We start from the raw sequence: 12,556 nt of genomic DNA on the forward strand, positions 1-12,556 counted from the left end.
CCTTAAGCATCGGTTTAGGCAGCACCGCTTCAGGCATGCCGGTTCAGGCAAGAGGAGAGCGCCGTGTACGACCCGATCCGGCTCGCCGCTCTCGTGGCGGTCTCCGAGGCCGGGTCGATCACCCGGGCCGCCGAGCGCCTGGGGTACACGACGCCCGCCCTCTCCCAGCAACTGGCCAAGCTGGAACGGGAGGCGGGCACCGCGCTGCTCGTCCGGCACCATCGCGGGGCACGGCTGACGGATGCGGGCGAGGTGCTGGTGGCACGGGCCCGCCGGGTGCTCGACGAGTTGGACCGGGCTCGGCACGAACTGGCGCGGCTGGCCGGGCTGTCCGGGGGCCGGCTCCGGCTCGGCACCTTCCCGACCGCCGGGATCCATCTGCTGCCGCCGGTGCTCAGCGCGTTCCGCCGGGCACACCCGGATGTGGAGCTGTCCGTGGCGGACTACGAACCGCCGGCCGGTATCGCGGCAGTGGCGGCCGGTGAGATCGACCTGGCGCTGACGCACACCTGCGAGCCCGCGGAACCGTTCCCGCTTCCCTCCGCCGTCGGTGCGGAGCCGGTCCTGGTCGAGGAGCTGGTCCTGGTGACCGCTCCCGGGCACGCCCTCAGCAGTGGCTCAGCCCGGCTTCCCCTGGCGGAACTCGCGGGTCAGCCGCTGATCAGCATGGCGCCGGACCATCCGGCCCGGCAGGGTGTGGAGGCGGTGCTGGCCCGGGCCGGGGCCACGCCGTCGGTGCTGGTGGCGACTCCGGGGTACGCCCTGGTGTGCGCGCTGGTCAGTGCGGGGCTCGGGGTCGGGGTCGTACCGGAGATGGTGGCGCGGACGGCGGCCACTCCGGTGGGGACGCGTCCGCTGGAGGCGGGAGAGCTGCGCCGTACGATTTCGGTCGTCCGCCGGACCGATGAGGCGGCGCCCGCCGCGGACGCCTTCCGGGCGCTGTTGCGCGGTGCGTTCGAACGCGCGCACCACGGCTGAGTTCTACGGCTCCTGCTGTCCCGCCGCCGTGACCGGCTCGGCCGGTACGGTCCACGGCAGTTCGATGGAGACCGTCTTGCCGCCCTCACGGGTGGGCCTGACTCTCAGTTTGCCGCCGCACTCGGCGGTGAGCCAGCGGATGATCACCATGCCCCGGCCGTTGTCCTGCTGGACGGCGGCGGGCAGGCGTTTCGGGAACCGGGGGTGGCTGTCGGTGACACCGATGCGCAGGTGTTCGTCACGGTCGAGCTCGATGCCCACCGTGAAGGTCGGTGACTGCCCGAACGTGTGCTGTACGGCGTTGGTGGTGAGTTCGGAGACGATCAGCCGGATGGTCTCGGCCACCTCCGTGTCCGCCGGCAGACCCCATTCCGCCAGGGTGCCGAGGACGTAGGTGCGGGCTGCGGAGACCGAGGCGGGATCGCTCGGCAGAGTGACGGATGCTTCCAGATGGTCTGCCATGGCGACGTCGTCCCTTTCCCAACGGGACCGCAGTCCGACACGGAGCGGCTGGTTCGAGTACGGTCCCGGACTGGTGCTTCGTCGCCAGACTGCCATTACCGCGCGGGTCACGGGTGGCGATCCACCAAGATGTGCATATATCTGTCGCTCGAAGCGGTGAACTCTGCGACGACAGACCGTATTTGCGGGGTCCTTGGGGGGCTAGTTTCGGGGGCTCGGTTCGGGTCTCGTTTCGAAGTTCCGGTTCGGAGTCCCGATGGGAGTAAGGAGTGGCCCATGCAGCACGGTCCCGCGGTGCGCCGCCGGAAGCTGGGCGCCGAACTGCGTGCGTTGCGCACCGGTGCGGGGTTCACGAGCGGTGAGGCGGCCCAGATGGTGGGCTGGCACCAGTCGAAGGTGAGCCGGATCGAGACCGGCGCCAGCGGGGTGAAACCGGCCGATGTGCGGTTACTCCTCGACGCCTACAGTGTGCGGGACTCCCAACTACGGGAGTTACTGCTGGTGTTGGCGGGACCGGATGAGGGCGGTGGCCGGCACCACTGGTGGCACGCCTACCGCGGGGTGCTGCCGCCGACCTACCGCGACTTCATCAGCCTGGAGTCGCAGGCGAGCACGATGCGCACACTGGAGACCTCGGTGGTGCCCGGGCTGTTGCAGACCCCCGAGTACGCCCGGGCGGTGACGAAGGCGGCGGTCGACGGGCTGGATGACGAGCGGCTGGACGCACTGGTCGAGGTGCGGCTGGCCAGGCAGGACGTGCTGCGCACGCATCCGCCGCTGGAGCTGAGCGCCGTCCTGGACGAGGCCGTGCTGCGGCGCGAGGTCGGCGGCCCCGAGATCATGGCCCGACAGCTGGCCCGGCTCGTCGAGGCGGCGCGGCTGCCCCAAGTGCGGTTGCAGGTCCTGCCGTTCACGGCCGGGGCGCACATCGGCATCACCGGGCCTTTCGTTGTCTTCTCATTTTCGAGCACATCTGATCTGGATGTGGTCGTTCTCGACCACTTGACGAGTAGCCTCTATCTAGAACGGAAAGAAGACCTCCAGGCCTACACCGAGGCCTTCAACACCCTTCAGTTCCACGCCCTTTCGCCCGAGGACTCGTTGGACTACATCGCCGCGACAGGTGGCGGCGTGTAAGGAGGCACCCCCCATGTCTGCACTGCCTCGGCACGTACCTTCCAGCACCGATCTGCACGGTGTGCGGTGGCTGCGCAGCCGCTACAGCACCGGAGCGAACAACTGCGTCGAGACGGCTCGGCCGCACTCCGGTCCCTGGGCCGGACTGCTCGCCGTGCGCGACTCCAAGGACCCGGCCGGACCCGCGCTGCTCTTCTCCCCCGAAAGCTGGGCGGGCTTCACGACCGCGGTGCAACAATCCGACCGGTTGAACCACATCTGACCGGTTGCACGACATCTGCCCAGTTCACCCGTCGCGCGACGCACGGCCGTGTCACGCCGACTCATGGTCGCGTCTCGCCGATCACTCGTACAGCGCGTTCGATCTGCCCCTCGGAGAGGTCCGCGCGGGCGGTCAGCCTCAGCCGTGAGATGCCGTCGGGGACGGAAGGAGGACGGAAGCAGCCCACGGCCAGCCCGGCCGCACGGCAGCCGGCCGCCCAGCGCAGGGCGCCCTCCGGGGACGGCGCGCGCACGGAGACGACCGCGGCGTCCGGACGTACCGCCTCCAGACCCGCGGCGGTCAGGCGTGCGTGCAGTCCGGTCGCCACCGCGCGTGCCCGCGCCGCCCGCTCCGGCTCGCGACGCAGCAGTCGCAGGGCGGCCAGGGCCGCGCCGGTGGCCGCGGGGGCGAGGCCCGTGTCGAAGATGAACGTGCGGGCCGTGTTGACCAGGTGGTCGATCACCCGGGCGGGGCCGAGGACGGCTCCGCCCTGGCTGCCGAGCGACTTGGACAGCGTGACCGTCGCGACGACGTCCTCGGCGCCCGCGATTCCCGCCGCGTGCGGGGCGCCCCGGCCGCCGTCGCCGAGGACGCCGAGGCCGTGTGCGTCGTCGACCAGCACTCCCGCGCCGCGCTCCCGGCACACACCGGCGAGCACGGCCAGCGGGGCCGCGTCGCCGTCGACCGAGAAGACCGTGTCGGACACGAGGAGGGCGGGGCCTTCGTGGGTCCGGAGTGTTTTGCTCACGCCGTCCGGGTCGGCGTGAGCGACGACCTGTGTGGTGCCGCGGGCCAGCCGGCAGCCGTCGATCAGCGAGGCGTGGTTGCCCGCGTCGGAGACGATCAGCGTGCCGTGCGGGGCGAGCGCGGTGACCGCGGCGAGGTTGGCGGCGTAACCGGAGGAGAACACCAGGGCCGCCTCGAAGCCGCAGAAGTCGGCGAGCCCGCCTTCCAGTTCGGCATGGAGTTCGGTGGTGCCGGTGACGAGCCGGGACCCGGTCGCGCCGCCGCCCCAGGTCCGCGCGGCGCGCGCCGCGCCCTCGGCGACCTCGGGATGGCGGGCCAGCCCGAGGTAGTCGTTGCTCGCCAGGTCCAGGAGCGGCGAGTCGGCCGGGCGGGGACGCAGCGTCCGTTCGAGTCCGGCGCGACGGCGGGTTTCCGCCTCCTCGTCGATCCAGCCGAACGCCATCGGTCCTCCCGGTTTTTGTAGGCAGTGCACAGACAGTAGCGGGGCGACCAGGCACCCGCTGTGTGGCGATACCCACATGTCGGAGCCCATTGGTTGTGTGAAGTCTCCTTGGCCCCGGACGGCTCCGTAGGACAGGATCGGCTCTCATGGACCTGCTGAACACGCTCGTGGACAAGGGGCTTCGGCGCGCTTCGCCGACCCGCGAGGAGGCGCTGGCCGTCCTCGCCACTTCCGACGACGACCTGCTCGATGTGGTGGCCGCGGCCGGCAAGGTACGGCGGCACTGGTTCGGCCGGCGGGTGAAACTCAACTACCTCGTCAACCTCAAGTCGGGCCTGTGCCCGGAGGACTGCTCGTACTGCTCCCAGCGGCTCGGTTCCCAGGCCGGGATCCTCAAGTACACCTGGCTCAAGCCCGACGACGCCTCGAAGGCCGCGGCGGCCGGATTGGCGGGAGGCGCCAAACGGGTGTGTCTGGTGGCCAGCGGGCGCGGCCCGACCGACCGGGACGTGGACCGGGTGTCCGACACCATCAAGACGATCAAGGAGCAGAACGAGGGCGTCGAGGTGTGCGCCTGTCTCGGTCTGCTCTCCGACGGCCAGGCCGAGCGGCTGCGCGAGGCGGGCGCGGACGCGTACAACCACAACCTCAACACCTCCGAGTCGACGTACGCCGACATCACGACCACGCACACGTACGCCGATCGGGTGGACACCGTGCACAAGGCGCACGCGGCCGGTCTGTCCGCCTGCTCCGGGCTGATCGCGGGCATGGGCGAGAGCGACGAGGACCTCGTCGACGTCGTGTTCTCGCTGCGCGAGCTGGACCCCGACTCGGTTCCGGTCAACTTCCTGATCCCGGTCGAGGGCACCCCGCTCGCCAAGGAGTGGAACCTCACCCCGCAGCGGTGCCTGCGGATCCTGGCGATGGTGCGGTTCGTCTGCCCGGACGTCGAGGTGCGGATCGCGGGCGGCCGGGAAGTCCATCTGCGCTCGATGCAGCCCCTTGCCCTGCACCTGGCCAACTCGATCTTCCTGGGCGACTACCTCACGACGGAGGGCCAGGCCGGCAAGGCCGACCTCGACATGATCGCGGACGCCGGGTTCGAGGTGGAGGGCACGGACCAGGTGACGCTGCCGGAGCACCGGGTCTCCGGCAAATGCGAGGGCGAGGGCGAGGGCGGATGTGAGGGCGGCGGCGTCTGCGGTTCCGCTCCGGCTTCCGCTTCCGCGGTATCTGTCGGGGCACCCCGCACCGACCTCGTCGCCGTACGCCGTCGAGGCGCCGGAACGGACCTCGCGCCCAATGCCTGACCTGACCGTGCCCGAGTTGCTGGAACTCGACCGGCGGCATGTCTGGCATCCGTACGGTCCCATGCCGGGGCGCCGGGAACCGCTCGTCGTGGAGTCGGCGAGCGGGGTGCGCCTGCGGTTGGCGGACGGCTCGGGCTCGGGCTTGGCGTCGGGTTCGGGTTCGGAGGAACTGGTCGACGGCATGTCGTCCTGGTGGTCGGCCATTCACGGCTACAACCACCCGGTGCTCAACGAGGCCGCGCGCGAGCAGCTCGGGCGGATGAGCCACGTGATGTTCGGCGGGCTCACGCACGAGCCCGCCGTACGGCTCGCGAAGCTCCTTGTCGACATGTCGCCCGACGGCCTGGAGCATGTCTTCCTCGCCGACTCCGGGTCGGTGTCGGTCGAGGTCGCGGTCAAGATGTGCCTCCAGTACTGGCGTTCGCTCGGCCGGCCATCGAAACAACGCCTGCTGACCTGGCGCGGCGGTTACCACGGCGACACCTGGCAGCCGATGTCGGTGTGCGACCCCGAGGGCGGGATGCACGAGCTGTGGACCGGGGTACTGCCGCGCCAGGTGTTCGTGGACGCCCCTCCGGTCGAGTTCGAGGAGTCGTACGCCGATCAGCTGCGCACGGCGATCGAGCGGCACGCCGACGAACTGGCCGCGGTGATCGTCGAGCCGGTGGTGCAGGGCGCGGGCGGGATGCGGTTCCACTCCCCGGCGTATCTGCGGGTGCTGCGGGAGGCGTGCGACGCGCACGACGTGCTGTTGGTGTTCGACGAGATCGCCACGGGCTTCGGGCGCACGGGCGCGCTGTTCGCGGCGGAGCACGCGGCCGTGACACCGGACGTGATGTGCGTGGGCAAGGCGCTGACCGGCGGCTATATGACGTTGGCGGCGACGCTGTGCACCGCGCGCGTGGCCGACGGCATCTCGCGGGGCGAGGTCCCGGTGCTGGCCCACGGCCCCACCTTCATGGGCAACCCCCTGGCGGCCTCCGTCGCCTGCGCCTCGATCGAGTTGCTGCTCGGCCAGGACTGGCGCGCGGAGGTCAAGCGGATCGAAGCGGGGCTGCGGGAGGGACTGGCTCAGGCTGTCGAGGTGCCGGGCGTGCGGGACGTACGGGTCCTCGGTGCCATCGGGGTCGTGCAGCTCGACCATGCCGTGGACATGAAGGCCGCCACGGAGGCGGCCGTACGGGAGGGCGTGTGGCTTCGGCCGTTCCGCGACCTCGTCTACACGATGCCGCCGTACGTCACCGGCGACGCGGACGTGGCACGGATCGCGCGTGCGGTGTGCGCGGCGGCTCGGGAGGGATGAACATGCCGGTGCTGGTGATCACGGGCACGGGCACGGAGATCGGCAAGACGGTCACGACCGCCGCCGTCGCCTGCGCGGCGCTCACGGCCGGCCGGTCGGTGGCCGTGCTCAAGGCCGCGCAGACGGGCCTGCGGCCGGACGAGCCCGGTGACGCCGACGAGGTCGCGCGGCTCGCGGGTGCCGTGACGGCGGCCGAACTCGCCCGGTATCCCGAGCCGTTGGCGCCCGCGACGGCGGCGCGGCGCTCCGGCCGGGCGCCGGTGCGTCCGGAGGAGATCGCCGAGGCCGCCGCCAAGCTGGCCACCGAGCACGATCTGGTGCTGGTCGAGGGGGCGGGCGGGCTGCTCGTCCGGTTCGACGCGGCGGGCGGGACGCTGGCGGACGCGGCCGAACTGCTGGCGGCACCGGTGCTGGTGGTGACGTCGGCGGGCCTGGGCACACTGAACACGACGGAGCTGACGGCACGTGAACTCCGCCGTCGCGGGCTCGACTTGGCCGGAGTCGTGATCGGCAGCTGGCCGGACGCGCCGGATCTCGCCGCGTGCTGCAACGTGGCGGATCTTCCGGTCGTGGCCGGGGCACCACTACTCGGTGCCCTGCCCGCCGGCGCCGGGGCCCTCGCCCCCGCCGACTTCCGCGCGGCGGCGCCGGGTTGGCTGGCGCCACAGCTGAACGGGACCTGGGACGCGGAGGCATTCGGGGCGCAGGAGACACCGTAAACCGACCGCACACACCGGACCTCAGGGCCCCGCCCACCGGACCACCACTCGCCCCACCAACGTCCACACCGCGGCGCCCGGATCGCTGGCACCACAGCTGAACGGGACCTGGGACGCGGAGGCATTCGGGGCGCGGGAAGCGCCGTAGAACCGCCGCGCATTCAGCCGAGGGCGCGGGGGGTGCGACCGACCCATCCTGGGGGACAATCGTGGTGAGGCCCGTCCGGTCAGGGAGGTTGCCATGGCGCTACGGTCCGCCGGCTCCGGCAAGGTGTCCCGGGATCCCGTCCACCACCCGCTGTTCGCCCGGTGCTACGCCCGGGTCAGCGTGCGCGCCGAGACCAGGATGGGCATGGCCGGGGTCCGCGAGAAGCTGCTCGCCGGGCTGTCCGGGCGGGTGATCGAGATCGGCGCGGGCAACGGCCTGAACTTCGCGCACTACCCGCGCACGGTCGCGGAGGTCGTGGCGATCGAACCGGAGCGCGTGCTGCGGCAGTTGGCCCTGGAGGCGGCCCTGCGTTCCGGGGTGCCCGTCGACGTGGTGCCGGGTGCGGCGGAGGCGCTGCCGGTCAAGAGCGAGGGCTTCGACGCGGCGGTGGTCTCGCTGGTGCTGTGCAGTGTGCGGGACGTGGCGCGTGCCCTCGGGGAGGTGCGGCGGGTGCTGCGGCCCGGCGGCGAGGTGCGGTTCTTCGAGCACGGCAGGGGTGGCGGCCGGGCGATGACCTTCACCCAGCGCGTGCTGGACCGCACGGTCTGGCCGCCACTGAGCGGCGGCTGCCACGTGTCCCGGGACCCGATCGGCGCACTGCGCGAGGCCGGCTTCGAACTCGGCCCCTACCGGCGGATGCTGATGCCGGAGAACGGCCCGAAGCTGCCCACCTCGTACTGCGTGCTCGGCACCGCCTGGCGCCCCGCACCCGAGGAGCGGTGATCACACGCTCCACTGGCGCAGCTCCTGCGCGATGTCGTGCACCGAGGCGTCGCCGTTCTTGACCAGCCGCGCCAGTTCGCGGACCTGCTCGGGCGAGGTGGCGACCTTGAGTCCGCTGGCGACCAGGTAGGCATAGGCGACAGCCGAGGCGAACAGGGCGTTGGAACGCTCCAACGCGGGGATGTGGATGAGGAGTTGGAGCAGTGCGGCAGCACGGTCGTGCGGGCTGTCGTAGACGGGGACGTCGAGTATTTCGGCCTGGTGGCGTGCGACGGCGGCGACCAGAGCGCCCCAGTCGGTGACCTGCGGGTCTCCCGGGATCCTCTGCTCGGCGAGCATCAGGAGCCAGGAGAGTTCGATTCTCAGATTGCTCAACGGATCAGCGGCGACCTTCGCCGACCTCCTCGGCGAATGCCTTCTCGTACTGCTTCATGAAGTCGGCGGCGGCATCCACGAAGGTGTGGCCCACCTCGCCGGTGTCCTGTCTGACCAGCTCCTCGATGTAGCGGTTGACGCTCATGCCGCGGGCCAGGGCGCGTTCGCGGGCCGCGCGGGCGGTGTCCTCGTCCACGCGTACGTTCAGCTGGGTCTTCGCCATACCTCAAAGCTAGCGCCGAATTGCTAGCACAGGCAAGAGGTCCTCCCCAGGATGGAGCATGCCCCTTACACGGGTATCAGGGACCCGACCTGGGGTGGAGACCGGCCGACACCCCAGAGGGATACCGGCTGTGGGATGGATCACATTACCCTCGCGATAAGAAATCCTTACGTCCACGAGCGAGGAGGCCCTGTTGTCCACACCAGTTGCGGAGCATGTGCCCGGCCAGGCATCCGCCGACGGGATCGCCGCCCGCGCGCGCGGTCTGACCAAGGCCTATGGCTCGGGCGAGACGACGGTGCTGGCCCTGGATTCGGTGGACGTGGACATCGTGCGCGGCCGGTTCACCGCGGTCATGGGGCCGTCGGGCTCCGGTAAGTCCACGATGATGCACTGTCTGGCGGGGCTCGACACCGTCTCGGCCGGACAGGTGTGGCTCGGCGACACCGAGATCACGGGTCTGAAGGACCGCGAGCTGACCCAGCTGCGCCGGGACCGGATCGGGTTCATGTTCCAGTCGTTCAACCTCATCCCGACCCTGAACGCGGCCGAGAACATCACCCTGCCCATGGACATCGCGGGCAAGAAGCCCGACGAGAAGTGGCTGGCCCAGGTCATCGACACGCTCGGGCTGCGGGACCGGCTGGGGCACCGGCCGTCCCAGCTCTCCGGCGGCCAGCAGCAGCGGGTCGCCTGCGCCCGCGCGCTCGCCTCCCGCCCCGAGCTGATCTTCGCGGACGAGCCGACCGGAAATCTCGACTCGCGCGCGGGTCTCGAGGTTCTCGGCTTCCTGCGCGAGGCCGTCGACGGGCTCGGGCAGACCGTCGTCATGGTCACCCACGACCCGGGCGCCGCCGCCCACTCCGACCTGGTGCTCTTCCTCGGGGACGGGCGAATCGTCGACGAGATGGAGCGACCCACGGCGGAGGCGGTCCTCGAGCGCATGAAGCGGTTCGACGTGACCCACGCCCCGTTCGACGGCGGGGGCCCCGCGCCCGGTGCGATCCCCTCCGACGACGTCACCCGCGACGAGGGCTGAGGACCGAGGCCGTGCTGAAGGCGACGCTCCGCAGCTTCCTCGCGCACAAGGGACGGCTGCTGCTGTCCGCGCTGGCCGTCGTGCTGTCCGTGGCGTTCGTCTCGGGCAGCCTGATCTTCTCCGACACGCTCAGCCGGACCTTCGACCGGCTCTTCGCCTCGACCGCGCCGGATATCACCGTCAGCCCGAAGGAGGACCTCGACGAGGCGGTGCCGTCGGGCATGACGGCCACCCTGCCGGCCGCACTCGCGGACCGGGTGGCCCAGGTCGACGGGGTCGCCGCCGCGCGCCCGGACGCCGAGGTCGAGAACATCACCGTCGTCGACGACCGGAACGAGTCCGTGGGCCCGACCACCGGCGCCCCCACGATCGGCACCGACTGGAACCCGGACGAGCGCAGCCCCGTCGAACTCACCTCCGGCCACGCCCCGCGCGGCCCGAGCGAGGCGCTGCTCGACTCGGAGACCGCCGACAACAAGGACGTACGCCTCGGGGACACCCTCACCGTGATCGCGCCGCCGGGCTCGTTCAAGGTCGAGGTCGTCGGCATCGCCACCTTCACCACCACCAACCCCGGTGCCGCACTGGTCTTCCTCGACCCCGCGACCGCACAGGAGAAGCTGCTGGGTGACGCGCGGTCGGCGACCAGCATCTCGGTCGACGCCGAGGAGGGCGTGGGCGACCCGCAGCTCAAGCAGCGCGTGGCCGCCGCGCTCGGCACCGGGACCTACGAGTACCGGACCGCCGACGAGCAGGCCGAGTCGGACGTCGAGCAACTGGGCGGATTCCTCGACATCATCAAGTACGTGATGCTCGGCTTCGCCGGGATCGCTGTGCTGGTGGGCGTGTTCCTCATCGTCAACACCTTCTCGATGCTGATCGCCCAGCGCACCCGTGAGCTGGGCCTGCTGCGCGCGCTCGGCGCAGACCGGCGCCAGGTGCGCCGCTCGGTTCTCACCGAGGCGCTGCTGCTCGGCCTGGTCGGCTCCACGCTGGGCCTGGCCACCGGCATCGGGCTGGCCGCCGGGCTCATCGAGCTGATGAACGCGTTCGGCATGAACATCAGGGCCGGCGAGATGGTCATCGGCTGGGCGACGCCGGTGGCGGCATACGTCGTCGGCGTCGGCGTCACCTTCGTCGCGGCCTACCTCCCGGCGCGGCGCGCGGCGGGCGTCTCGCCGATGGCGGCCCTCGCGGACGCCGAGATCGCCGGAATCGGGCGGCCGCTCAGGACGCGCGCGATCGTGGGCGGTGTCGTCGGAGCGCTCGGCGCGGCCGCGCTCGTGGGGTGCGTGGTCTCCTCGGAGACCGGTTCGGCGGCCTCCCTGCTGAGCCTCGGCATCGTGCTGACGCTGCAGGCCACCGTGATCGCGGGCCCGCTGCTGGTGCGGCCGGTGATCCGGGTGCTCGGCGGGGCCTTCCCCGCGCTGTTCGGCTCGGTCGGCCGGATGAGCCAGCGCAACGCCCTGCGCAATCCCCGCCGCACCGGCGCCACCGCGGCCGCGCTGATGGTGGGTCTGGCCCTGGTCGGCGGGATGTCGGTGGCGAGCGCCTCGATGACCGAGTCCTTCGACCGGCAGATCGACGAGACGCTGGGCGCCGACTTCGTGATCCAGAACGGCAACTTCCAGCCGTTCCCGCAGGAGGTCACGGACAAGGTGCGGGACACGCCGGGCGCGGGGCTCGTCGTACGGTCGCGGTTCACCCCGGTCGCCGTACGGCTGCCGGACGGCGACCGCGTCGAGACGACCGCCGTGGGCTACGACCCGCAGCTCGACGAGGCCGCCAACATCACGTACGCGCGGGGGGACACGGCGGCGGCGCTCGCGGGCGGCAGCCTGGCCATGGACCTGGACTTCGCGCGGGACCACGGCGTACGGGTCGGCAGCGCGATCCCGGTCGAGTTCCAGGGGGGACGCACCACCGAGCTGACCGTCGGCGCCCTCACCGACCAGGACGCCGCCGAGGGCTTCGGATCGCAGGGCGGCCTGTACTTCGGCCTGGCCACGCTCGAGAAGTTCGCGCCGGGCGGACAGGATTCCGCGCTGTATGTGAACGCCGCCTCCGGCACGAGCGCCGACGACCTGCGCGCCGACCTGGAGCGGACACTCGACCCGTATCCACAGGTGCAGGTACGCGACCAGGCCGACTACAAGGAGCTGGTCCACGACCAGATCGCCGTGCTGCTCTACCTCGTGTACGCGCTGCTCGGGCTGGCGATCGTCATCGCGGTGCTCGGCGTGGTCAACACCCTCGCGCTGTCGGTCGTGGAGCGCACCCGGGAGATCGGGCTGCTCCGGGCCATCGGGCTCGCCCGGCGTCAGCTGCGCCGGATGATCCGCCTGGAGTCGGTGGTGATCGCGGTGTTCGGCGCGGTGCTGGGGCTCGCGCTGGGGCTGGTGTGGGGGGTGTGCACCCAACAGGTGCTGGCACTCCAGGGCATGAACGCGCTCGCGATCCCCTGGACCACGATCGTCGCCGTCGTGGTCGGCTCGGCGGTGGTGGGCATCGTGGCGGCGCTGCTGCCCGCGTTGCGTGCCTCCCGCATGAATGTACTGGCGGCCATCGCGCACGAGTGATGGAATCGGGGCGGACACTCAAGTCGCTTGCTGTGGAGGAGAGTTC

General features: G+C 71.3%; 13 protein-coding genes. 9 read left to right on the plus strand and 4 right to left on the minus strand.

Annotated elements, in window-relative coordinates; genetic code table 11:
• Positions 1-63 precede the first annotated feature (63 nt).
• A complete protein-coding gene (locus tag AB0I77_RS22750; RefSeq protein ID WP_363284473.1) occupies positions 64-978 on the plus strand; it encodes a LysR family transcriptional regulator in 915 nt (304 codons plus the stop codon).
• A 3-nt stretch (positions 979-981) separates the two neighbouring features.
• Here AB0I77_RS22750 and AB0I77_RS22755 read toward each other — a convergent pair whose 3' ends face one another.
• Positions 982-1,440 (minus strand): ATP-binding protein, encoded by a 459-nt coding sequence (locus tag AB0I77_RS22755; RefSeq protein WP_363284474.1) that lies wholly within the window; start codon positions 1,438-1,440, stop codon positions 982-984.
• Between the two features lie 276 nt (positions 1,441-1,716).
• On the opposite strand from AB0I77_RS22755, the gene AB0I77_RS22760 reads away from it, so the two are divergent.
• Both AB0I77_RS22760 and AB0I77_RS22765 read left to right on the plus strand, forming a co-directional pair.
• Positions 1,717-2,577 (plus strand): helix-turn-helix transcriptional regulator, encoded by an 861-nt coding sequence (locus AB0I77_RS22760; protein WP_363284475.1) that lies wholly within the window; start codon positions 1,717-1,719, stop codon positions 2,575-2,577.
• Between the two features lie 13 nt (positions 2,578-2,590).
• On the plus strand, positions 2,591-2,839 hold the full coding sequence (locus AB0I77_RS22765) for a DUF397 domain-containing protein (RefSeq protein WP_363284476.1): 249 nt from the start codon (positions 2,591-2,593) through the stop codon (positions 2,837-2,839).
• 61 nt (positions 2,840-2,900) lie between these two features.
• Here AB0I77_RS22765 and AB0I77_RS22770 read toward each other — a convergent pair whose 3' ends face one another.
• Positions 2,901-4,028 carry an 8-amino-7-oxononanoate synthase gene (locus AB0I77_RS22770; RefSeq protein WP_363284477.1) on the minus strand — a complete coding sequence of 376 codons (1,128 nt, stop codon included), beginning with the start codon at positions 4,026-4,028 and terminating at the stop codon, positions 2,901-2,903.
• Positions 4,029-4,174: 146 nt separating this feature from the next.
• Between AB0I77_RS22770 and bioB the strand changes: the two genes are divergently transcribed.
• The 4 genes from bioB (at position 4,175) to AB0I77_RS22790 (ending at position 8,294) form a co-directional block, all read left to right on the plus strand.
• Positions 4,175-5,341, plus strand: coding sequence for a biotin synthase BioB (bioB, locus tag AB0I77_RS22775; RefSeq protein WP_363284478.1), 1,167 nt, complete (start codon positions 4,175-4,177; stop codon positions 5,339-5,341).
• Complete coding sequence (locus tag AB0I77_RS22780) at positions 5,334-6,644, plus strand: adenosylmethionine--8-amino-7-oxononanoate transaminase (RefSeq protein ID WP_363284479.1); 1,311 nt, start codon at positions 5,334-5,336, stop codon at positions 6,642-6,644. Before bioB ends, AB0I77_RS22780 begins: the two co-directional genes overlap by 8 nt.
• Positions 6,645-6,646: 2 nt before the next feature.
• Positions 6,647-7,363 (plus strand): dethiobiotin synthase, encoded by a 717-nt coding sequence (bioD, locus tag AB0I77_RS22785; protein ID WP_363284480.1) that lies wholly within the window; start codon positions 6,647-6,649, stop codon positions 7,361-7,363.
• A gap of 241 nt (positions 7,364-7,604) precedes the next feature.
• Entirely contained in the window at positions 7,605-8,294 is a 690-nt protein-coding gene (locus tag AB0I77_RS22790; protein ID WP_363284481.1) for a class I SAM-dependent methyltransferase, read from the plus strand.
• Here the strand turns inward: AB0I77_RS22790 and AB0I77_RS22795 are convergent, their stop codons facing one another.
• Together AB0I77_RS22795 and AB0I77_RS22800 are read right to left on the minus strand one after the other, a co-directional pair.
• Entirely contained in the window at positions 8,295-8,669 is a 375-nt protein-coding gene (locus tag AB0I77_RS22795; protein WP_363284482.1) for a fic family toxin-antitoxin system, toxin component, read from the minus strand.
• A gap of 4 nt (positions 8,670-8,673) precedes the next feature.
• A complete protein-coding gene (locus tag AB0I77_RS22800) occupies positions 8,674-8,892 on the minus strand; it encodes an antitoxin (protein WP_363284483.1) in 219 nt (72 codons plus the stop codon).
• 193 nt (positions 8,893-9,085) lie between these two features.
• Between AB0I77_RS22800 and AB0I77_RS22805 the strand changes: the two genes are divergently transcribed.
• Positions 9,086-9,931 (plus strand): ABC transporter ATP-binding protein, encoded by an 846-nt coding sequence (locus tag AB0I77_RS22805; RefSeq protein WP_363284484.1) that lies wholly within the window; start codon positions 9,086-9,088, stop codon positions 9,929-9,931.
• 11 nt (positions 9,932-9,942) lie between these two features.
• Complete coding sequence (locus AB0I77_RS22810) at positions 9,943-12,510, plus strand: FtsX-like permease family protein (protein ID WP_363284485.1); 2,568 nt, start codon at positions 9,943-9,945, stop codon at positions 12,508-12,510.
• The last annotated feature ends 46 nt before the right edge of the window (positions 12,511-12,556 follow it).

Origin of the sequence: Streptomyces sp. NPDC050619 (assembly GCF_040654815.1) — a bacterium.
Classification (GTDB): Bacteria; Actinomycetota; Actinomycetes; order Streptomycetales; family Streptomycetaceae; genus Streptomyces.